Genomic DNA, 19,547 nt, shown 5'->3' with positions numbered 1-19,547 from the left:
ATCAGGCGGGCTCTCGCTCCCGCAGGCGCTGGCTGACCACCTGCGTCACACCGTCACCGCGCATCGACACGCCGTAGAGCGCGTCGGCTATCTCCATCGTGCGCTTGTTGTGGGTGATGACGATCAGCTGCGAGCTCTGCCGCAGCTCCTCGAAGAGCTTCAGCAGCCGCTGGGTGTTGGTGTCGTCGAGCGCGGCCTCGACCTCGTCCATCACGTAGAACGGCGACGGCCGCGCCTTGAAGATCGAGATCAGGAACGCCACCGCCGTCAGCGACCGCTCGCCGCCCGACAGCAGCGACAGCCGCTTGACCTTCTTGCCCGGCGGCCTGGCCTCGACCTCGATGCCGGTGGTGAGCATGTCGCCGGGCTCGGTGAGCACCAGCCGGCCCTCGCCGCCGGGGAAGACCCGGGTGAAGATCTGCTCGAACTCGCGCGCGACGTCCTCGTAGGCGGAGGCGAACATCAGCTCCACCCGCTCGTCGACCTCCTTGACCACGGTCAGCAGGTCGCGCCGGGTCTTCTTCAGGTCCTCCAGCTGGGAGTTGAGGAAGGCGTGGCGCTCCTCCAGCGCCGCGAACTCCTCCAGGGCCAGCGGGTTGACCTTGCCGAGCTGGTTCATCTGCCGCTCGGCGGTGCGGGCCCGCTTCTCCTGCTCCTCGCGCACGTACGGGACGGGCGGGTCGCCCGGCACCTGAGCGGCGGGGCCGTACTCGGCGACCAGGGCCTCCGACTCCACTCCGAACTCGTCCATCGCCCGCCGCTCCAGCTGCTCCAGGCGCATGCGCTGCTCGGTGCGGGCCACCTCGTTGCCGTGGACGCGGTTGACCAGCTTGTCGAGCTCCTGGCCCAGCTCGCGGACGCGCAGGCGGACCTGCTTCAGCTCGGCGTCGACGGCCACCCTGGCCAGCTCGGCCTCGTCGCGCTCGCGGGCGGCCAGCCCGACGGAGCCGGCCAGGGCTGTCAGGACCCTCTTGGCTCCCGCGCTGACGGCCTGGGCGACCGCCGCCTGCTCACGCCTCCTGGCGCGCTGAGCGGCCGCCTGGGCGCGTTCCTGGCGTTCGCGCTGCGCCGCCCGCAGCAGGCCGTCGGCGCGGCCCTCCATGCCCTTGACGCGTTCCTCGGCGGTGCGGACCTGCAGGCGGCTCTCCATCTCGCGCCGGCGGGCGGTCTCGGACACCGTGGCGAGCTCGTCGCGCCGGTCGGTGGTCGGCTCGCTCTCCAGCTCCTGCGCGTATTCGGCCTCCGCGAGCCGGATCTCCAGCTCGGACAGCTCCTCCAGGCCCTCGGCGCGGGCCTCCTGCGCGGCGGCGACGCTCCGGCCGAGGCGCTCGGCCTCGTCGCGGGCGGCCTGGGCGGCGGCCTCCAGCTGGGCCAGCCGCCTGGCGACCGCCGCGGTGGCCTGGTCGGCCTCCCGCTGACGGGCCCTGACCTGGTCGAGCATGCCCTGGGCCGCGTTCGCCTGCCCCTGGGCGGCGCCGGCGGCGGACTGCGCCTCGCTCACCGCGGCCTGCGCGGCCTCCAGAGCCGCCTGGGCGGCGTGCTCGGCCGCGACCGCCTCCTCCAGCCCCGCGGCCGTCTCGCCCGCGCGTGTCCCGGCGTCCTCCAGATCGGCGACGGCGTCGTCGAGTGCCGCCCTGACCTGCAGCACGGACGTGCCGCCCTCGGACCCGCCGGCGGCGACGTGCGCCCCCACCAGGTCGCCGCCCGTCGTGACGGCCCGCAGCCCCGGATGCTCCTCGGCCACCCGGCGCGCGGTCTCGAGGTCGGCCACCACCACGACCCCCGCCAGCACCCGGTCCAGCGCCGCCCGCAGATGCGCGGGCACGGTGACGAGCTGAGCCGCCCACCGCCCCCCACCCGGCGCCTCCCCCGCTCCACCGTCACTCACGCCGTCGCCGCTCTCCGGATACGCGGAAAGCACCTCGGAACCGCCTGGCCCGGCACCGCCGTTCTCCCCGGTCGCGGAGAGCGCCACGGCGCTCCCGCGGACGGAGGGCGTGTCGTCCTGGGCCGCCACCAGGAGGGTGGCCTGGCCGGCGTCCTTGACGCGCAGCAGTTCCAGGGCGTCCACCGCGGTGGCGACCGACTTGACGGCGATGGACTCGGCGACCGGCCCGAGCGCCGCCGCGACGGCCGGCTCGGCACCGGGGGTGACCTGCATGACCGCCGCCAGCGGGCCGAGCACGCCCGCCAGGTCCGTCTCCAGCAGGGCCGCGCCCCCGTCGCCCTTGGCCAGGCCCAGCTCCAGGGCGTCGCGCCGGGCGCGCAGCGCCGCCACGGCCTGCTGGGCCTCCTGGTCGGTGGACCTCGCCGTGCCGACGGCCGCTCGCGCGGCCCTGAGCGCCGCTCGCGGGCCCTCCAGCGCGGCCTCGGCGCCCATGACGGCGGCCCGCGCCTCCTCGGCGGCCGCCCTGGCCTGCTCGACCCGCTCCTGGGCGGTGGCGAGCTCCTCGGCCAGCGCCGGATCGATCTCCGGCTGCTCCAGCCGCTGCGCCTCCAGCTCCTCGCGGGCCAGCCGCTCGCGCTCGACGGCCTCGGCCACCGACCGCTCCAGCCGCCCGATCTCCTCCTCGGCGGCCCGTGTCCGGCTCCGTACGGAGTCGACCTGGCCGCGCAGCTTGGCCAGGCCCTCGCGGCGGTCGGCGGCGGCCCTGGCGGCCATCGCCAGCCGGCGCTCCTCGGCGGCCAGCTCGGCCTCGGCGTCGGACCGCTGCTGCACCGCCTCCTCCAGCAGCTCCTGGGCCTGCTCCAGCTCGGCGCGCAGGATCAGCTCGCGCTCGCGGACCTCGGCCGCCTCGCGTTCGAGGTCTTCGGGGTCGCGGCCGCGGCGCTCGATGGCGGCGGCGTCGAGCGCGTGGCGGTGGCGTTCGGCGGCGAGCTGTTCCAGGCCGGAGATGCGCTCGCGCAGGGAGGACAGCCGGAAAAAGGTCTCCTGGGCGGCGGCCAGGCGCGGCTGGGTCTCGGCCTCGGCCGCGTCGAGCGCGGTCTCGCGCTCCTGGGCCTCGGCCAGCGCGGTCTCCACCTGGGAGCGCCTGGTCAGCACCGCGGCCTCGTCGGCGGCCTCGCGCTCCAGCCTGGCCCGCAGCGTGCAGACGTCGTCGGCGAGCAGCCGCAGCCGGGCGTCGCGCAGGTCGGCCTGGATGACGGCGGCCTTGCGGGCGATCTCGGCCTGGCGGCCCAGGGGCTTGAGCTGGCGGCGCAGCTCGGTGGCGAGGTCCTGGACGCGGGTCAGGTTGGCCTGCATCGCGTCGAGCTTGCGCAGCGCCTTCTCCTTGCGCTTGCGGTGCTTCAGCACGCCCGCGGCCTCTTCGATGAACGCCCGCCGGTCTTCGGGCCCGGCGTGCAGCACGGCGTCGAGCTGGCCCTGGCCGACGATGACGTGCATCTCGCGGCCGATGCCGGAGTCGGACAGCAACTCCTGGATGTCGAGCAGCCGGCAGGTGTCGCCGTTGATCGCGTACTCGCTCTGCCCGGACCGGAACATCAGCCGGCTGATCGTCACTTCGGTGTAGTCGATGGGCAGCGCGCCGTCGGTGTTGTCGATGGTGAGCGTGACCTCGGCGCGGCCGAGCGGCGGCCTGGACGAGGTGCCGGCGAAGATGACGTCCTCCATCTTGCCGCCGCGCAGCGACTTGGCGCTGTGCTCGCCCATCACCCAGGCGAGGGCGTCGACGACGTTGGACTTGCCGGAGCCGTTGGGACCGACCACACAGGTGATGCCGGGCTCGAAACGCAGGGCGGTCGCGGAGGCGAAGGACTTGAATCCGCGCAGCGTGAGGGTCTTCAAATACAAGCGCGGACCCCCTTCTCCCTGGACGGACTCCGGGAAAGACTACTGGTCCCGACTGCCCGTCGCTCGCGGGTGCAGTCGAGACCAGCCGGATCCCTGTCGAGAAGGTACGAAACTGTCTCGAATCAGAACTTGTGTCGAATTAGACCAAATAACGAGGGACGCCTCTCCGAGACGTCCCTGGATCTTGCGCTCCGATCACTCTCAGGTGAGTGCCGGCTCGCGCTCCTGCATGCGACTGAGCGCCTCATCGCGGGTTTGCGCCGCAAGAGCGTCATTCTGGGCCTGAAGTCGGATGAGTTCTGCCTCCAGGTCACGGATGCGCTGCTGCAGGCGGCGCATCTCCGAGACCATACGAGGGTCAGGACCGCCGACGTGGCCGAGTAGAGCCTTCGCCATGGTAAAGGGTCCTCCACGCTGAGTGACCAGACTGGTTCGCGCACTTCTTTATTCCGCGGGAGGGGTGCGCGTGGTACCTAACAAGAGTCGCACCGGCAGTGTGGGCGGTCAAGTCGAAGCGACTGTTGGAACCCACCCGCAGGCACTCCCGACATATAACTATACCCTATTTGCGCGGTTTAACGAAACCGCCTACCTCTCCACAAAACCGCCCAAACTACCTCGGGGTTCGCTCCAACGTTCCACTACTCCATCGACTCTTCCCGGCGTGTCGCAACCTCGGAGCAGCTCCAGGAGCTTGACGCAGGCGTCGCGCGGCCCTTCGGCCACGACCTCCACCCGGCCGTCGTCGGTGTTCCTGGCCCATCCTGCCAGGCCGAGCTCCAGCGCCCTGGCTCTGGTCCACCAGCGGAACCCGACTCCCTGCACCCGTCCGCGCACCCAGGCCGTCAGCCGTACGTCGTCCATATCACCCGCTGTGTCTCGACCAGTGTCCTCAGCCGCGTCTCCTGCGGCTCCTCCCGCGCCGGGCCGTCAAGCCACCATCGGCCCGGCCACCGCCGCTTGCCCGGCCGCCGCGGCGCCGAACGCCCGGATCACCGCTGTTTCCGCCTCCTTGACCCAGGCCAGCCCGAGTATCGACGGAGGCAGCCCGGTGACGGGCACGAAGCTCACGTCGGGGCGCCGGTGGTGAGCGGCCGTCGGCGCGCAGAACAGCATGCCACCCCGGCCGAGCGCCACCTGGGTCAGCCCCTCCTGACCGGTGGACACCGTACCCGCCCTGGGGATCACCCGCCCGCGCGGGGTCAGGGAGGGCGTGATCCGCTCCAGCCAGGCGCGGGGCGCGGGGCCGTCGAGCCCGATCAGGCGGATGCCGGCCAGTTCCTCCGCGTCGATCCCGGCCCGCCCGGCCCACGGATGACGGACGGATACGCCGAGCTCGTAGGAGACCCGGTTCAGGGCCTCACCCGTGGCCAGGTCAGGCTCGTCCACCGGCAGCAGCGTGAACGCGAGATCGATCCGCCCCTCCCGTAGCCTCCCGAACGGGTCGGAGAGCGGGATCTCCACCAACTCGACCTCGCACCCGGGATGGCGGCTCTCGAAAGCCCGCACGCTGCCCGTGACGACGTCTGTGGGACTGGCCAGGAACCCCACCCTGAGCACGCCGGTGACCTCCCGGGCGGCCGCCTTCGCCCGGCCCACCGCGCTCGCCAGACCGTCGTAGGCGGGCCGCAGATCGGACAGGAAACGCTCGCCGAGAGGCGTGAGGCGCACCCGCCTGCTGGTCCGGTGGAACAGCCTGGCGCCGATCCGGCTCTCAAGCGAGCGCATGAGCTGGCTCACCCGGCCCGGCGACAGGTAGAGACGCTCCGCCGTACGGGCGAAATGCAGCTCCTCGCTGAGCACGACGAAGCACTCCAGCTCTTTGAACTCCATCCCATCCTCCGCTGATCGCTTAACCTGACTCAACCAAGCCTTCGGCCTTCGTCATTGTTCCCGGGACGGGCCGGCGGCGAGTCTGAGCGGCATGACGACGACCGTTGAGCCCGCCTCCGAATCCGCCGCCGACCGGGCGCGGTGGCTCGCCGTGACCTCCTTGGCGGCGGGCACCTTCATCCTCGTGACCAGCGAGATGCTGCCCGTCGGCCTGTTGACGTCGATCGGGTCCAGCCTGGGCGTGTCCGACGGCACCGCCGGCCTGATGATGACCGCGCCCGGCCTGGTCGCCGCCGTCGCGGCGCCCGTGCTGGCGATCACCACCCGGCGGCTGGACCGGCGCGTCACGCTGCTGGGGCTGATGGCCCTGCTGGGGGTCGCCAACCTGGCGGGCGCGCTGGCCCAGGACTATCCGTTCATGCTGGCCGCCCGGGTGCTGACGGGAGTGAGCATCGGCGGGTTCTGGGCCTTCGCGGCCGCTCTCGGGCCGCGGCTGGTGCCGGACCGGTTCGTCGGCCGGGCCACGTCGATCATCCTGTCGGGCGTGTCCGTGGCGTCCGTGCTGGGCGTGCCGGCGGCGGCGTTCCTCTCCTCGTTCGCGGACTGGAGAGCGGCGTTCGCCGCCCTGGGGGTGGCCGCGCTTGCCCTGGTCGCCCTGCTGGCCGCGACGCTCCCGCCGCTGCCCGGCGAACCGCCCACCAAGCCCGGCCCGTCCGGGGCCGCGGCGGGTGGCACAGGGAAGCTCTCACGGCCGCTCAAGGTGGTTCTCGTCCTGACCGTGCTGATCGTGTCCGGCCACTTCGCCGCCTACACCTACGTACGGCCGTTCCTGGAGCAGGTAGCGGGCGCGGGTCCCGCCTTCGTCGGCGCGGCGCTCCTCCTGTACGGCGCCGCGGGCGTGGCGGGAAACTTCGCAGCGGGCGCGCGGGCGGCGGCAAGGCCCAGGGCCGTGCTCGTCACCCTGGCCGCGCTCATGGCCGTCGCCACCGCGGCGCTGCCGCTGATCGACCTGCCCCTGGCCGCGCTGGTGGTGTGGGGCGTGGGTTACGGCGGCGTGGGCGTGACCCTGCAGCTGTGGATCATGCGGTCGGGCGGCGGCGAGCTCGGCACCGCGCTCTTCGTCTGCGCCTTCAACGTCTCCATCGCGCTCGGCGCGTTCGCCGGCGGCCGGGTGGCGGACGGGGTCTCCGTCGCCGCGGTGATGTGGCTGGGAGCGGCGCTCGCCGCCGTCAGCGTGGCCGTCGCTGGCATCGGGGGCAGAAGTAGGAGGAGCGGTTCATGAACGGCTCGCGCCTGATCGGGGTGCCGCAGCGCGAGCAGGGCTGGTCCTGCCTCCCGTAGACCTCCAGCGAGCGGTCGAAGTAGCCGCTCTCGCCGTTGACGTTGACGTAGAGGCTGTCGAAGGACGTGCCGCCCTGCAGCAGCGCGGCGCCCATGACCTGGCGGACCGCCGCCAGCAGCTCGGTGATCTTGGGGCGTGTCAGTGTGTTGGTGGGCCGCGCCCAGTGGAGGCGGGCCAGCCAGAGCGCCTCGTCGGCGTAGATGTTGCCGACGCCGCTGATCAGCGACTGGTCGAGCAGCGCCCGCTTGATCTCGGTCCGCTTCCCGCGCAGACCGGCGGCGAAGCGGGCGTCGTCGAACGACTCCTCAAATGGATCGGGCGCGATGTGCGTGATCGGCTCAGGCACGCCGGCGACCAGCGGGCTGACCATGATGTGGCCGAACGTCCGCTGGTCGACGAAGCGCAGGTCGGGGCCGCCGTCACGGAAGCGGATCCGCACCCGCAGATGCTTCTCCGGCGGCGCGTCCCGCTCCACCACGAGCAACTGGCCGCTCATCCCGAGATGGGCCATCAGCGCGTCCTCGTCGCCCGACAGCGGCAGCCAGAGATACTTGCCCCGCCGCTCGGCCGAGACCAGCGTGCGGCCCCGCAGCCGCGCGGCCAGCTCCAGGGCCCCGGGCAGGTGGCGCCTGATCGCGCGGGGATGGAGCACCTCGGTCGAGTCGATCTCCCGCCCGATCACCCACTGTCGCAGGCCGCGGCGGACGACCTCGACCTCGGGCAGCTCCGGCAACCTAGCCCGCCGGCTGGCTCTCGCGCTGCTCGCGGCCGGCCCTGATGCGGGTCCAGGCGGCCTCGGCGGCCTGCTGCTCGGCCTCCTTCTTGCTGCGGCCGGTGCCGGAACCGTAGGACTCGCCGCCCACCCGCACCTCGGCGGTGAACGACTTGGCGTGGTCGGGGCCGCTCTCCTCGACGTGGTATTCGGGCACGCCGAGCGCTTCCGAGGCGGTCAGCTCCTGCAGCGAGGTCTTCCAGTCGAGCCCCGCGCCGAGCGAGGCCGAGCGCACGATCAGCGGGTCGAAGAGGTGGTGGACGACCCGGAACGCCTCGTCGAGCCCCTTGTCGACGTAGACGGCGCCGATGAGCGCCTCCAGGGTGTCGGCCAGTATGGAGGACTTGTCGCGCCCGCCGGTGCCCTCCTCGCCCCGGCCCAGCCGCAGGAACCGGCCGACGCCGAGCCCTCTGGCCACGTCGGCCAGGGCACGCATGTTGACCACCGCGGCCCGCAGCTTGGCCAGCTGGCCCTCGGGCAGGTCGGGGTGGTTGTGGTAGAGGGTGTCGGTGACCACGAGGCCGAGCACGGAGTCGCCCAGGAACTCCAGGCGCTCGTTGGTCGGCAGGCCGCCGTTCTCGTACGCGTAGGAGCGGTGCGTGAGCGCCCGCTCCAGGATGTCGGGGCCGAGAGCCACCGACAGGACTCGCTCGAGCTCGTCTTTGGCGACCTCCACGGCCACCGGCTTAGGACCTGCGCCCACGTGCTTTCCTCCTCGGACATCTCCACATGGCGCGACGGCCGCGGATGATGCCCGAAAACGTGGTGGGCGTCGGGGGATCGGATCCCCGGCGTCCACCACGGCCGCGGGCGAGACCGCCACCGCACACGTCTGAGACGGTAACGCCGACCGGGGCACAATGGCACCCGGCCGGAATCACGTCAACTCGGTGGATCAGGCAGACGGCTCGACGACCTGACGACGGTTGTAGGTGCCGCAGGTGGGGCACGCGATGTGCGGCTGCTTCGGAGACCGGCACTGCGGGCAGCTCACCAGGGCGACAGCAGTCGTCTTCCACTGGGAGCGACGGGCGCGGGTGTTGCTCCGCGACATCTTTCGCTTCGGGACGGCCACGTCACTTCTCCTGATCGTTATCGTTCTCGGTCATCAGACCCTGCAACGACGCCCAGCGGGCGTCGATCTTCTCGTGACGGTGATCGTCACCGGCCTCGGCCAGCTTGATCCCGCACTCCGTGCACAGCCCCTGGCAGTCGTCCTGACAGACGGGGCTCAGCGGAAGCGAGAGCACCACCGCGTCGCGGAACGTCGGCTCCAGGTCGAACAACTCGCCGTCGAGCAGCGAATCGTCCTCGGAGGCGTCCTCGTCGGAGTAGAAGAACAGCTCCTGCAGCTCGACCTCGATGTCGGAGGACACCGGGTCCAGGCACCGCGCGCACTCCCCGGACAACGGGGCGTGCGCCGTGCCCGAGACGAGCACGCCTTCCATCACTGCTTCGAGCCGGAGAGCCAGCTCGACCTCGGCGTCCTTGGGGACGCCGATCATGTCGACGCCGAGATCCGCCGGCGCAGGGAGGACCAGGGAGAGCTCGCGCATCGTGCCCGGCCGCTTTCCCAGGTCATGGGTGGAGATCACCCAAGGGGAGCGGGGGTCGAGGTGCTGAGTCATCCTGCTCTCGCTAGGCATGGCGAAATCGCTGTCGTACAGGGCCGAAAAGAAAGGATACCAGGTCGCCGTCAGCCCTTGAGCCGCTCGACGAGCAGCTTGTGGACCAGATCGGGGACCAGGCCCGACACGTCTCCACCGTACCGGGCGATCTCCTTCACCCGGCTCGACGACAGGAATGAGTATTCGGGATTGGTCGGCATGAACAGCGTCTCCACGCCCGACAACCGGTAGTTGAGCTGCGCCATCTGGAGCTCGTAGTCGAAGTCGCTGACCACCCGGATGCCCTTGACGATGGCCGGGATGTCGTTCTGCTTGCAGAAGTCGACCAGCAGGCCGTGGAACTTGAGCACCTTGACGTTGGAGTACTCCTTGGTCACCGTCTGCAGGATCTCGATCCGCTCGTCGACGGTGAACAGGCTGCTCTTCTCGATATTGATGAGCACGGCGACGACGACCTCGTCGTACAACCGGGCGGCTCTGGCGATGATGTCGAGGTGGCCGTTGGTGATGGGGTCGAACGACCCCGGGCAGACTACGCGGCGCAAGACGCCTCCTCTGGTCTACGGACGGTCATCATTCCCCGGCGGCGCGACCGTACCAAACGGACGCTTCGCCGTAACGACGGACCCTCTCCTCAATGAAACCATCCGGCCACACCAGGGCTTTTCCTCTGCTTTCCCGCTCAAAAGCCACCAAAGCGCTAGGCAGCAACCACCCGTTGTCCCGCAGCGACTCCAGCACCCGGGTCGCCTCCTCGCCGCCGACCGCGTACGGAGGATCGGCGAACACGATGTCGTACGGCTCCGCGCACGGCTTGGCCAGCACCCGCTCCACCCGGTCGGCCACGACCCCGGCGCCGTCGAGCCGGAGCGCCGCCATGTTGGCCCGGATCGTGCGCACCGCCTTCGGATCGGACTCCACCATCAGCGCATGGGCCGCGCCCCGCGACAGCGCCTCCAGCCCGACCGCCCCCGAACCCGCGTACAGGTCCAGCACCCGGGCGCCCGCGAGCCCGTACAGCGAGTCGAGCGTCAAGAAGATGCCTTCGCGCGCCCTGTCACTGGTCGGCCTCGTGCCGCGGCCCGGCGGCACCTCCAGCCGCCGTCCACCTGCGGCGCCCGCGATGATACGAGTCATGTGGGCCATTGTTCCGCATGTTCACGCAGGTCAAGAGTGGACAAGTGTCGGCCTCGACTGCGCAAGGGTGATTCACACCGGTGCGCTCAGTGAGCAAGATGAGTTCTGCGGCCTTCGAGGTGACCCAGAGGAGGCCGACCGGCGTGATCGTGAGCCCTTCCGCACGTCGGTACCCTCGGCACCTGACCCGAGGGATGGGCCCAGCCGGGGACGGCATTCGGGGGGAGGCCGTCCCCGCGGCTGGGTCCTTTTCTTACTTCGTCCTTCTCCGGCGCGCGGCGCCTCGACGCCGCCCGGTCAGGTTTTCTCCAGGTATTCGGCCTTCTCGTCTTCCAGGAGCCTGTCGATCTCGGCCCTCAGCGCGGGGTGGGAGGCCAGCTCCGGGTCCTCGGCGAGGAGTGCGGCGGACTCCTCGCGGGCCGCGGCGATGACGTCCTCGTCCCTGAGGAGCTGGAGCAGCTTCAGGGACGAGCGCTTGCCCGACTGGGCGGCGCCCAGGACGTCGCCTTCACGGCGCTGCTCCAGGTCGACCCGGGAGAGCTCGAACCCGTCGAGTGTCGAGGCGACCGCGTCGAGGCGGGCGCGGGCGGGAGTGCCGTCGGCGAAGTCGGTGACCAGCAGGCAGAGGCCCGGCAGGCCGCCCCGGCCGACGCGGCCGCGGAGCTGGTGGAGCTGGGAGACGCCGAACCGGTCGGCGTCCATGATGATCATGACGGAGGAGTTGGGCACGTCCACGCCGACCTCGATGACCGTGGTCGCGACCAGGATGTCGAGCTCGCCGCGGGTGAAGGCGCGCATGACCGCGTCCTTCTCCTCCGGCGGGAGCTTGCCGTGCAGGACGCCCAGCCGCAGGTCGTGGAACGGCCCCTGGCCGAGCAGCTCGGCCACGTCGAGCACCGCGAGCGGCGGGCGGCGCTCGTCGTCGGCCGCCGGGGTCTCCTGGGCCGCCAGGTCGCCCTCGTCGCCTTCGAGGTCGCCGATGCGCGGGCAGACGATGTAGGCCTGCCTGCCGAGCGCGACCTCCTCGCGGACCCGCTCCCACGTGCGCTCCAGGTAGTGGGGCTTCTGCGCGGCGGGCACCACGTGGGTGGTGATCGGCGCGCGGCCCGAGGGGAGCTGCGAGAGCGTGGACACCTCCAGGTCGCCGAAGACCGTCATGGCGACCGTGCGCGGGATCGGGGTGGCGGTCATCACCAGCACGTGCGGGCGCGCCTCGCCCGCCTTCTCGCGCAGCGCGTCGCGCTGCTCGACGCCGAAGCGGTGTTGCTCGTCGACCACCACGAGGCCCAGGTCGGCGAACTGGACGTGCTCCTGCAGCAGGGCGTGGGTGCCGACGATCACGCCTGCCGTGCCGGAGGCCGCGTCGAGCAGGGCCGCCCGGCGGGCCTGGGCGCCCATGGAGCCGGTCAGCAGGGTGACGGCGGTGCCGCCGAACACGCCGCCCTGCGCCAGGTCGCCCAGCATCGAGGTGATCGAGCGGTGGTGCTGCTGGGCGAGCACCTCGGTGGGGGCGAGCAGCACCGCCTGGCCGCCCGCGTCGACCACCTGCAGCATGGCCCGCAGCGCCACCACGGTCTTGCCCGCGCCGACCTCGCCCTGCAGCAGCCGGTGCATCGGGTGCGCGGCGGCCAGGTCGTCGGCGATCTCCTCGCCGACCTGGGCCTGGCCCTCCGTGAGCGCGAACGGCAGCCGCCCGTCGAAGGCCGCGAGCATGCCGTCGTCGCGGCGCGGCCGCGGCCTGGCCGGCCAGGCGACGGCCGCCTGCCGGCGCTGCAGCAGCACGGACTGCAGCACGAACGCCTCGTCGAACTTCAGCCGCTTGCGCGCCCGCTGCACGTCGGCATGGTCCTTCGGCCGGTGGATCGCCTCCAGCGCGTCGGCCAGGCCGGTGAGGCGGTGACGGGCGCGCAGCTCGCCGGGCAGCGGATCGTCCAGCGGGCCCAGCGTGTCGAGGACCACGCCGACGGCCCGCCTGATCGCCCAGGGCGTGATGTCCTTGCCCGCAGGATAGATCGGCACGGGTGCGGCGGCGAACTCCTCGGCGCTCGCCTCACCCTCCTCGAACAGCTCGAACTCCGGGTGGGCGAGCTGCCAGCGCGGTTTCGCGCGGGCGCCGAACAGGCCGACCTTGCCGGCGAACATGCCGCGCCGCCCCGCCTTGAGCCGCGACTCCGCGGCGTGGGAGCCCTTGCCGAAGAACGACAGGTAGATCTTGTTGCCGGTGCCGTCGACGACCTCGACCTCCAGCCACGTGCCGCCGCGGTTGCGCATCGGCTTGCGCATCAGCCGGGTCACCTCACCGACCACGGTGACGTGCTCGTCGACCGACAGCGCGTCGAGCGAGGTCAGCTCGCCGCGCTCGGCGTAGCGGCGAGGATAGTGGCGCAGCAGGTCGCCCACGGTCTCCAGGCCGAGCACGCCGCCCAGCAGCTTGGCGGTCTTCGGGTCGAGCGCCTTCGTCAGAGGCTCGTCGAAACGGCTCACGGCACCTAGTTCTACCGCGTACGGCCGACAGGAATCACTCGACACCGATGAGAAGCGGGTAACCGCCCTGCTCGCCGCCGTAGACGACGAGGTCCGCGTCGGGCCTGGCGCGCCGCAGGTGAGCGGCCACGCCGTCGGCGAGCCCGGCCGGCGCGCCGGCCCCGGTCACCAGCGTCACCAGCTCGCCGCCGCCCGCCAGCATCCGGTCGACCACCAGCGCGGCGACCTCCTCCAGCGTCCGCCCGATCACCGCCACGTCGCCGTCGATCAGCCCCAGGACGTCGCCGGGGTGGCACAGGCCCGCGCTGGTGACCCCCTCGCGGTCGGCGACAGCGAGATGGCCGTAGCGGGTGTGGCCGGCCGCGCCCGTCATGGCCACCACGTCGTCGTCGTAGCGCCGCAGCGGGTCGTGCACGGCCAGCGCCGCCAGCCCCTGCACGGTCGCCCTGGTGGGCAGCACGGTCACCACCACGCCGTCCTCGCGGGCGATCTCCGCCGCAGCCACGGCCACCGCGCCGGCGTCCTCGTCGTTGGGCAGCACCACGACCTCGCGGCCCGCCTGCCGGATCGCGGCGAGCATCGCGGGCAGCGCGGGCCGGCCGCCCGGCTCGCGCCGCACCACGACCGCGCCGCACTCCTCGAACAGCTTCGCGATGCCCTCGCCCGCCGCCACGGCCACCACTCCCCTGCCGTCGCCCACGCCCCTGGCGACGCGCTCGGCGAGGTAGGTGACCCTGATGCGGTGCGGCCTGCCCACCCGCAGCGCCGCCTCGATGGCGGGCCCGGCCTCCCCGACGTGGACGTGCACGTTCCACAGGCCGTCGCCGCCGACCACGACCAGCGAGTCGCCCATCGCGTCGAGCTCCTCGCGCAGCTTGCCGACCGCGCCGTCGTCGGCGTCGAGGAGGTACATCACCTCGTAGCCGGCGCCCACCTCGGTCATCGGCGCGACCCTCGCCGTCGGCGCGGGCACGTCGTAGCGCTCGCGGTGGCTGCCGGTGATCGCCGCGGCCAGCGACTCCAGCACGATGGCCAGCCCCGCGCCGCCCGCGTCGACCACGCCGCTGCGGGCCAGCACGTCGAGCTGGTCGGGCGTACGGCGCAGCGCGGCGCGGGCCTCCTCGGCCGCCCGCCGCGCCACCTCCGCCGGCCCGCTCTCCACCTCCTGCACGGCCGCGGCCGCCGCGGTCAGGACGCTCAGCACGGTGCCCTCGACGGGCCGGGCCACGCACCCGCGCGCCAGGTCGGCGGCCCTGGACAGCGCCGCGCGCAGGTCGGCGCCGTCCTTCAGGACCTCGGCCAGCCCGCGCAGCGCCTGGCTGACGATCACCCCGGAGTTGCCGCGCGCGCCCACGAGCGCCCCGTACGAGAGCGTCTGCCACACCACGCCGGCGTCCACGTCGTCGGGCAGCGACTCCACCGCCTCTGCGGCCGAGAGCATCGTGAGATGCAGGTTGGTGCCGGTGTCGCCGTCGGCCACCGGGAACACGTTCAGCGCGTCGATGTCGGCCCTGGCCCTGCCCAGCGCGTCGGCCGCCAGCCGCGCCCACCGCCGCACCGAGGGCGGATCGAGAACGTCCATGGGCACGCCCCGACCTCCCGGTGCTACAGTTTCGACACAGAGGAGAATATCGTCGCGTCACGCCCGGTCCCAGTGATCGGTTCGCATGCACTGGTGGCGATCCGATATTCTTGCCTGGCTAGCCGGTTGTCCCGGCATGCCCTCCGCCCTCACAGCATCAGCGGACAGGGCTACATCGACTGTTTTAAGGAGCGATACCGTGGCTTCCGTCTGCGATGTCTGCCGCAAGGGACCGACTTTCGGCAACAACGTGTCCCACTCCCACCGCCGCACCCGCCGCCGCTGGAACCCCAACATCCAGACGGTCCGCGCCGTCGTCGGCGGGACGCCGAAGAAGCTCAACGTGTGCACCTCCTGCATCAAAGCCGGCAAGGTCACCCGCTGAGCCACACCTGACGAAGAAGCCCGCACTCCGCGAGGGGTAGCGGGCTTCTCGCTTTCACCGGGCCCGCCTCTCCACGAGTGGCGGGCTTTCGCGCGTACGGACCCGGCGGGTCAGCGCCAGCGCCAGGCGTGGTCCACGGGGCCGATGCCGGCGCCGAGCGGGAAGCCGTGGGCGATCGCGCCCGTGACGTACTCCTTGGCCTTGCCGACCGCGCCCGGCACGTCCTCGCCCAGAGCCAAGTACGAGGCGATCGCCGAGGCCAGCGTGCAGCCGGTGCCGTGCGTGTGACGGTTGTCGTGACGCTCGGCGGTGAACCGGTGCTCGGTGACGCCGTCCGTCAGCAGGTCCACCGGGGCGCCCGGCAGGTGGCCGCCCTTGATCAGCGCCCACCTGGGCCCGAGTGCGAGCACGGCGTCGGCGGCGCGGCGCAGGTCGTCCTCGTCCTCGACCTTGACGGAGGTGAGCTGCTCCACCTCCCACAGGTTCGGGGTCACCACGGTCGCCACCGGCATCAGCCGCGCCCGTACCGTCTGCACGGCCTCAGGCGCCAGCAGCGCGTCGCCGTGCTTCGACACCCCCACGGGGTCCACCACGACCGGGGCCGCGTACGCGCCGAGCGCCTCGGCCACGGTCTCCACCAGGGCCGGAGAGGCGAGCATGCCCGTCTTGACCGCCTGGGCGCCGATGTCGCCCAGCACCGAGTCGAGCTGCGCCCGCACCGCCTCGGGCGGCAGCTCCCAGTAACCCTGGACGCCGATCGAGTTCTGCGCGGTCACGGCCGCGATCACGCTCATGCCGTGCACGCCGAGGGCCAGCATGGTCTTCAGGTCGGCCTGGATGCCCGCGCCGCCGCCGGAGTCGGATCCGGCGACGGTGAGGACGCGTGCGGGACTCATGGGGGAAGCTGAATCCGTCATGTCCCCCATCCAACCACTTGACCAGCGACGCAGCGGCCGCGCTCCGGTCAGGCGACGGCGCACTCCCCGCCGACGAGGCCGCAGCTCTTCGGCGCGCCCGCCCTGCCGGTGGCCGAGATCGTCAGGTCGGCGGTGGCGCCGGTGGCGATCGGCGTGGTCATGTCCAGGATCAGCAGGTTGCCGTCCTGCGTCCAGTCAGCGCCCTCCACGTCCAGGACCTTGCCCTTGACGGGCATGGACAGGGTGAAGACGCTCAGCGTCTTCCGGGAGTCGTTCGTCACGCTCATCGTCGCCGTGTAGCCGGTCAGCCGCTGCCGGTCCACGTTGAACTGGACGTTGACCGAACTCGCCCCGCCCGACAGCGGCCGGCGCGAGCTCCCCGTGTCGCTGGACGGCGGCGTGTCCTCCGGCTGGGGGACGCCCTGGGTCGGGATGGAGCCGTTGTCGACGTCGAGCGGCGTGTCGGTCGGCTCCTGGGTGACCTCTTCCTCGGAGATCTCCACCGCCGGCTCGTCGATCAGGTCCTCGGCGGGCGCCTTGGACTTGGTCCTGGTCGGCTTCGGCGTGGGCGTGGCGGTGCGGCGCGGGGCGGGCGCCTGGGTGTTCGCCCGCGTCGGCTCGGGGCGGGACTCCTCCTCCGTGGGGTCCTCCTCCGGCGTCGCCTCGTCCTCCTCCAGCGGCTCGGACTCCTCCTCCACCGCCGGCTCGGACGCCTGCGGGCCCGGCTGGCTGGAGCCCTGCACGGCGGCGCACTTGCCGCCGGGGCAACTCGCCTCGGCCCCCGGGGAGCTCATCATCTTGACGCCCGCGACCGTGCCGCCCAGCACGACCACCACGGCGGCCACGGACAGCAGGGCCAGCTTCCCCCTGCCACCGCCGGACGGGGCGTCGAGCCGGTCGGGGTCCTTCTGCTGCTTGCGCCGGCCGCGCCCGCGGCGGGACTCCTGGCCGGGCTCCTGGCCCGACCAGCCGGAGTCGAGGAAGCCGGTCTCCGCCTCCGCCCAGGCCGGGGTACGGGCGACCATGGTGGGCTCGCCGGCCACCTTGACGTCACCGGGCTCGGGCGGGAGGCTGGGCGGCTCGAACCGGCCCGTCGCCTCCTGCCCGAACGGATCGCCCTGCTCCCCGGTGGACTCCCGGCCGAACCGGTCGTCCTGGAAGTCGCCGCGCGGATTCCCGAACGGGTCGTCCTGCGCACGGAGCCCGCCCTGCGGATCGGCGCCGAACGGGTCACCTTGCCCGGAGCGGAACCCGCCCTGGGGATCGCCGGGGCCGAACGGGTCGTCCTGCGGGGACCGGAAGTCACCGCGCGGATTCCTGAACGGGTCGCCCTCCGCGGAACGGAACCCGCCCTGCGGATCGCCGGGACCGAACGGATCGTCCTGGGGAGACCGGAAATCACCGCGCGGATTCGCGAACGGGTCGTCCTGCGCGGAGCGGAACCCGCCCTGGGGGTCGGCGGGGGCGAACGGGTCGTTCTGGGGGGCGCGGTAGGCGCTGTGGGGGTCGGCGGGGGCGTGTCCGGACGTGTGGTCCTGGTCGGGCAGGCGGCCGAAGGTCTGGGTGCTCTCCGGGACGTCGTCCCAGGACGGCGGCGGGGCGAACGCGCCGGTGGTCTCGTACGGCTGCTCGTCCTGCGGGTGCCCCTGGTCACCGCCGGGGCGCGGGGGCACCGCGAAGGCGCCGGTGGTCTCGAAGGGCGCGGACTGGTAGCCCCCGGCCGGCGGCGGGGTGTCCTGCTTCGGCATCGGCGCCCACTGACCGGTCACTTCCGGCTGATCGGGCAGGGCAGGCCAGCCCGGAGGCTCCGGCTGCTCACCTCTGCCCCAGAAGCTGTCGGACTGCTGGTTGTCAGGGCCCCAGAAGGCGCTGTCCCCCCGATCGTGCGCGTCTTCGGATCCACCTGTCCCGTGGCGGCCCATAACAGCCCTTTCTGCCGGTTACGGTTGGCCGCCAATCTTCATAACACCTCGGCTACGTCTTTGTCCCATCAATCTCCATAGTCACAGCCCAAATCCGGAAATTATTACTCAAATCGGGACAGTCGATCACCGAAAGTGATCCCAGCCGCCGCGGCCCGGCGCGCGTCCCCGCACGTGCACGCCCTCCCCCTCCGACACCCGGCCCACGACCCGCCACGACGCCGGCAACGACACCTCCGGAGGGAAGGTCGCGGCCAGCGCGTGGTCCTCCCCGCCCGTGAGCACCCAGTCGAGCGGGTCGGCGCCCAGCTCCCCGGCCGCCGCCGCCACGGCGTCCGCCACCGCGAACGCCCCCGGGTCCAGGTCGATCCGCACTCCACCGGCCTCCGCGACGTGCCCCAGGTCCTGCAGCAGCCCATCGCTCACGTCGATCATCGCGCTCGCCCCGAGCCGCGCCGCCTCCACCCCGCACGAGTACGGAGGCCTCGGCCGCAGATGCGCCCCCACAACTTCCCCCAGCAGATCCTCAAGCACTTCCCCGCCTCCCGCGCCGCCCCCCGGGGCGGGCACGACAGAGGCCCCGTGCGGAGCGCCCTCTGCCTCCGAACCTCCCCCGCACACGTCCCCCGCCTCTGAGCTTTCCCGGTGCGCGCCCTCCGGCCCGGAGCCTCCCCTGTACACACCCTCCGGCTCCGCGATCCCGCCGTACGCGCCGGACACGGAGGGCCCGAGCGGAGCGCCTCCCCCGGAGGCGGCGGCGGGCCCTCGCGGGCTGTCGGACGGCTTCCGGACTCCCTCGGATACGGCTCCCCCGGGGGCGGAAGGGTCGGGCGGGGATGCGGGCTCGTCCGGGGTGACCTCTGTCTTCTGGGGTTCCTCGTACGTGGCGGAGGTCGCGGGTGGGGGGACGCGGCCGGATTCGAGGAGGGCGAGACCGGCGGCCGACCAGCCGAGGCGGCCGGCGACCGCGACGACGTGCCCCGGCCGCGCGCCGGAACGCTCCACGGGCGGGCGGCCCTGAAGGTCGCCGAGCACCGTCACCCCGATCACCACCAGGTCGCACCGGGTGATGTCACCGCCCGCCACGCTCGCCCCCACCAGCGCGCACTCGTCGCGGAACCCGTCCGTCAGCGCGTCCAGCCACGTGACGGGAAGGCCGGCCGGGATGCCCAGCCCGACCACGATGGCCGTGGGCACCGCGCCCATGGCCGCCACGTCGGCGAGGTTCTGGGCGGCGGCCTTGCGTCCGACGTCGTAGCCGCTGGACCAGTGGCGGCGGAAGTGTCTACCCTCGATGAGGACGTCCGTGGAGACCACCACGCGCCCGTCGGGCGCGCTCACCATGGCGGCGTCGTCGCCCGGGCCGAGAAGCACCGTCTCGCCCTGGGGCAGCCGCCCCGAAACACGTGCTATGACACCGAACTCGCCGAGATCTCCGACTGTGATGACGCACCTCCTGACGCACACAGGGTACGGTGGCCCTTCGGCGTGATCCAATCGCCTGGGAGGACGTAATGGTGCAGGCCTACATCCTTATTCAGACCGAGGTCGGCAAGGCCGCCGCAGTGGCTCACGAGATCTCCGGCATCCCCGGGGTGACTCAGGCGGAAGACGTGACCGGACCGTACGACGTGATCGTCCGCGCCGAGGCCCGCAACGTCGACGAGCTGGGCAAGCTGGTGGTGGCCCAGATTCAGGCGGTGGAGGGCATCACACGTACTCTTACGTGTCCGATCGTCCACATCTGAGGTT

At 72.3% G+C, this 19,547-nt stretch carries 18 protein-coding genes; 3 read left to right on the top strand and 15 right to left on the bottom strand.

Annotated features, from left to right (window positions below):
* Window position 1: 1 nt before the first annotated feature.
* From ACZ6YG_RS17265 to ACZ6YG_RS17250, 4 genes are all read right to left on the bottom strand, one after another.
* Window positions 2-3,793 carry an AAA family ATPase gene (locus ACZ6YG_RS17265; RefSeq protein WP_466018553.1) on the bottom strand — a complete coding sequence of 1,264 codons (3,792 nt, stop codon included), beginning with the start codon at window positions 3,791-3,793 and terminating at the stop codon, window positions 2-4.
* Between the two features lie 201 nt (window positions 3,794-3,994).
* A complete protein-coding gene (locus ACZ6YG_RS17260; RefSeq protein ID WP_055505123.1) occupies window positions 3,995-4,189 on the bottom strand; it encodes a hypothetical protein in 195 nt (64 codons plus the stop codon).
* A gap of 192 nt (window positions 4,190-4,381) precedes the next feature.
* A complete protein-coding gene (locus ACZ6YG_RS17255) occupies window positions 4,382-4,657 on the bottom strand; it encodes an acylphosphatase (protein ID WP_148029525.1) in 276 nt (91 codons plus the stop codon).
* Window positions 4,658-4,723: 66 nt separating this feature from the next.
* Window positions 4,724-5,626 (bottom strand): LysR family transcriptional regulator, encoded by a 903-nt coding sequence (locus tag ACZ6YG_RS17250; RefSeq protein ID WP_148029524.1) that lies wholly within the window; start codon window positions 5,624-5,626, stop codon window positions 4,724-4,726.
* A 91-nt stretch (window positions 5,627-5,717) separates the two neighbouring features.
* Here ACZ6YG_RS17250 and ACZ6YG_RS17245 point away from each other — a divergent pair, with 91 nt between their 5' ends.
* Complete coding sequence (locus ACZ6YG_RS17245; protein ID WP_397198788.1) at window positions 5,718-6,908, top strand: MFS transporter; 1,191 nt, start codon at window positions 5,718-5,720, stop codon at window positions 6,906-6,908.
* Here the strand turns inward: ACZ6YG_RS17245 and mutM are convergent.
* From mutM to ACZ6YG_RS17205, 8 genes are all read right to left on the bottom strand, one after another.
* Window positions 6,856-7,701 (bottom strand): bifunctional DNA-formamidopyrimidine glycosylase/DNA-(apurinic or apyrimidinic site) lyase, encoded by an 846-nt coding sequence (gene mutM / locus ACZ6YG_RS17240; RefSeq protein ID WP_466018552.1) that lies wholly within the window; start codon window positions 7,699-7,701, stop codon window positions 6,856-6,858. The genes ACZ6YG_RS17245 and mutM overlap by 53 nt on opposite strands.
* 1 nt (window position 7,702) lies before the next feature.
* Window positions 7,703-8,422 (bottom strand): ribonuclease III, encoded by a 720-nt coding sequence (gene rnc / locus ACZ6YG_RS17235; protein WP_148034313.1) that lies wholly within the window; start codon window positions 8,420-8,422, stop codon window positions 7,703-7,705.
* Between the two features lie 213 nt (window positions 8,423-8,635).
* Window positions 8,636-8,815 (bottom strand): 50S ribosomal protein L32, encoded by a 180-nt coding sequence (rpmF, locus tag ACZ6YG_RS17230; RefSeq protein WP_082535183.1) that lies wholly within the window; start codon window positions 8,813-8,815, stop codon window positions 8,636-8,638.
* Window position 8,816: 1 nt separating this feature from the next.
* Entirely contained in the window at window positions 8,817-9,368 is a 552-nt protein-coding gene (locus ACZ6YG_RS17225; RefSeq protein WP_219543717.1) for a YceD family protein, read from the bottom strand.
* Between the two features lie 68 nt (window positions 9,369-9,436).
* On the bottom strand, window positions 9,437-9,913 hold the full coding sequence (gene coaD, locus ACZ6YG_RS17220) for a pantetheine-phosphate adenylyltransferase (protein WP_148029520.1): 477 nt from the start codon (window positions 9,911-9,913) through the stop codon (window positions 9,437-9,439).
* Between the two features lie 28 nt (window positions 9,914-9,941).
* A complete protein-coding gene (rsmD, locus tag ACZ6YG_RS17215) occupies window positions 9,942-10,505 on the bottom strand; it encodes a 16S rRNA (guanine(966)-N(2))-methyltransferase RsmD (protein WP_148029519.1) in 564 nt (187 codons plus the stop codon).
* A 297-nt stretch (window positions 10,506-10,802) separates the two neighbouring features.
* Window positions 10,803-12,989, bottom strand: coding sequence for an ATP-dependent DNA helicase RecG (gene recG / locus ACZ6YG_RS17210; RefSeq protein ID WP_466018551.1), 2,187 nt, complete (start codon window positions 12,987-12,989; stop codon window positions 10,803-10,805).
* A gap of 34 nt (window positions 12,990-13,023) precedes the next feature.
* The gene (locus tag ACZ6YG_RS17205) at window positions 13,024-14,571 is read right to left on the bottom strand and encodes a DAK2 domain-containing protein (protein ID WP_466018550.1); all 1,548 of its coding nucleotides are present in this window, start codon (window positions 14,569-14,571) and stop codon (window positions 13,024-13,026) included.
* Between the two features lie 199 nt (window positions 14,572-14,770).
* Here ACZ6YG_RS17205 and rpmB point away from each other — a divergent pair, with 199 nt between their 5' ends.
* Window positions 14,771-14,956 (top strand): 50S ribosomal protein L28, encoded by a 186-nt coding sequence (rpmB, locus tag ACZ6YG_RS17200; protein WP_043618345.1) that lies wholly within the window; start codon window positions 14,771-14,773, stop codon window positions 14,954-14,956.
* 110 nt (window positions 14,957-15,066) lie between these two features.
* Here rpmB and thiD read toward each other — a convergent pair whose 3' ends face one another.
* The 3 genes from thiD to ACZ6YG_RS17185 form a co-directional block, all read right to left on the bottom strand.
* Window positions 15,067-15,852, bottom strand: coding sequence for a bifunctional hydroxymethylpyrimidine kinase/phosphomethylpyrimidine kinase (gene thiD, locus ACZ6YG_RS17195; RefSeq protein ID WP_148029516.1), 786 nt, complete (start codon window positions 15,850-15,852; stop codon window positions 15,067-15,069).
* 68 nt (window positions 15,853-15,920) lie between these two features.
* Window positions 15,921-17,621: a hypothetical protein gene (locus ACZ6YG_RS17190; protein ID WP_466018549.1), complete on the bottom strand. Its 1,701-nt coding sequence runs from the start codon at window positions 17,619-17,621 to the stop codon at window positions 15,921-15,923.
* A 300-nt stretch (window positions 17,622-17,921) separates the two neighbouring features.
* Complete coding sequence (locus tag ACZ6YG_RS17185; RefSeq protein ID WP_466018548.1) at window positions 17,922-19,169, bottom strand: thiamine-monophosphate kinase; 1,248 nt, start codon at window positions 19,167-19,169, stop codon at window positions 17,922-17,924.
* A 140-nt stretch (window positions 19,170-19,309) separates the two neighbouring features.
* On the opposite strand from ACZ6YG_RS17185, the gene ACZ6YG_RS17180 reads away from it, so the two are divergent.
* Window positions 19,310-19,543 (top strand): Lrp/AsnC family transcriptional regulator, encoded by a 234-nt coding sequence (locus tag ACZ6YG_RS17180; RefSeq protein WP_138708324.1) that lies wholly within the window; start codon window positions 19,310-19,312, stop codon window positions 19,541-19,543.
* The last annotated feature ends 4 nt before the right edge of the window (window positions 19,544-19,547 follow it).

The organism is Nonomuraea sp. NPDC054003 (genome assembly GCF_055585125.1).
Note: the sequence above shows the minus strand (reverse complement) of the source record. Positions and strands in the feature narration are given on the sequence as shown.

Bases quoted from the DNA above. Each gene is read 5' to 3' on its own strand.
- ACZ6YG_RS17260 (WP_055505123.1), bottom strand. From the start codon at position 4,189: ATGGCGAAGGCTCTACTCGGCCACGTCGGCGGTCCTGACCCTCGTATG.
- ACZ6YG_RS17255 (WP_148029525.1), bottom strand. From the start codon at position 4,657: ATGGACGACGTACGGCTGACGGCCTGGGTGCGCGGACGGGTGCAGGGA.
- ACZ6YG_RS17250 (WP_148029524.1), bottom strand. From the start codon at position 5,626: ATGGAGTTCAAAGAGCTGGAGTGCTTCGTCGTGCTCAGCGAGGAGCTG.
- ACZ6YG_RS17245 (WP_397198788.1), top strand. From the start codon at position 5,718: ATGACGACGACCGTTGAGCCCGCCTCCGAATCCGCCGCCGACCGGGCG.
- ACZ6YG_RS17225 (WP_219543717.1), bottom strand. From the start codon at position 9,368: ATGACTCAGCACCTCGACCCCCGCTCCCCTTGGGTGATCTCCACCCAT.
- rsmD (WP_148029519.1), bottom strand. From the start codon at position 10,505: ATGACTCGTATCATCGCGGGCGCCGCAGGTGGACGGCGGCTGGAGGTG.
- ACZ6YG_RS17205 (WP_466018550.1), bottom strand. From the start codon at position 14,571: ATGGACGTTCTCGATCCGCCCTCGGTGCGGCGGTGGGCGCGGCTGGCG.
- thiD (WP_148029516.1), bottom strand. From the start codon at position 15,852: ATGAGTCCCGCACGCGTCCTCACCGTCGCCGGATCCGACTCCGGCGGC.
- ACZ6YG_RS17190 (WP_466018549.1), bottom strand. From the start codon at position 17,621: ATGCCGAAGCAGGACACCCCGCCGCCGGCCGGGGGCTACCAGTCCGCG.
- ACZ6YG_RS17180 (WP_138708324.1), top strand. From the start codon at position 19,310: ATGGTGCAGGCCTACATCCTTATTCAGACCGAGGTCGGCAAGGCCGCC.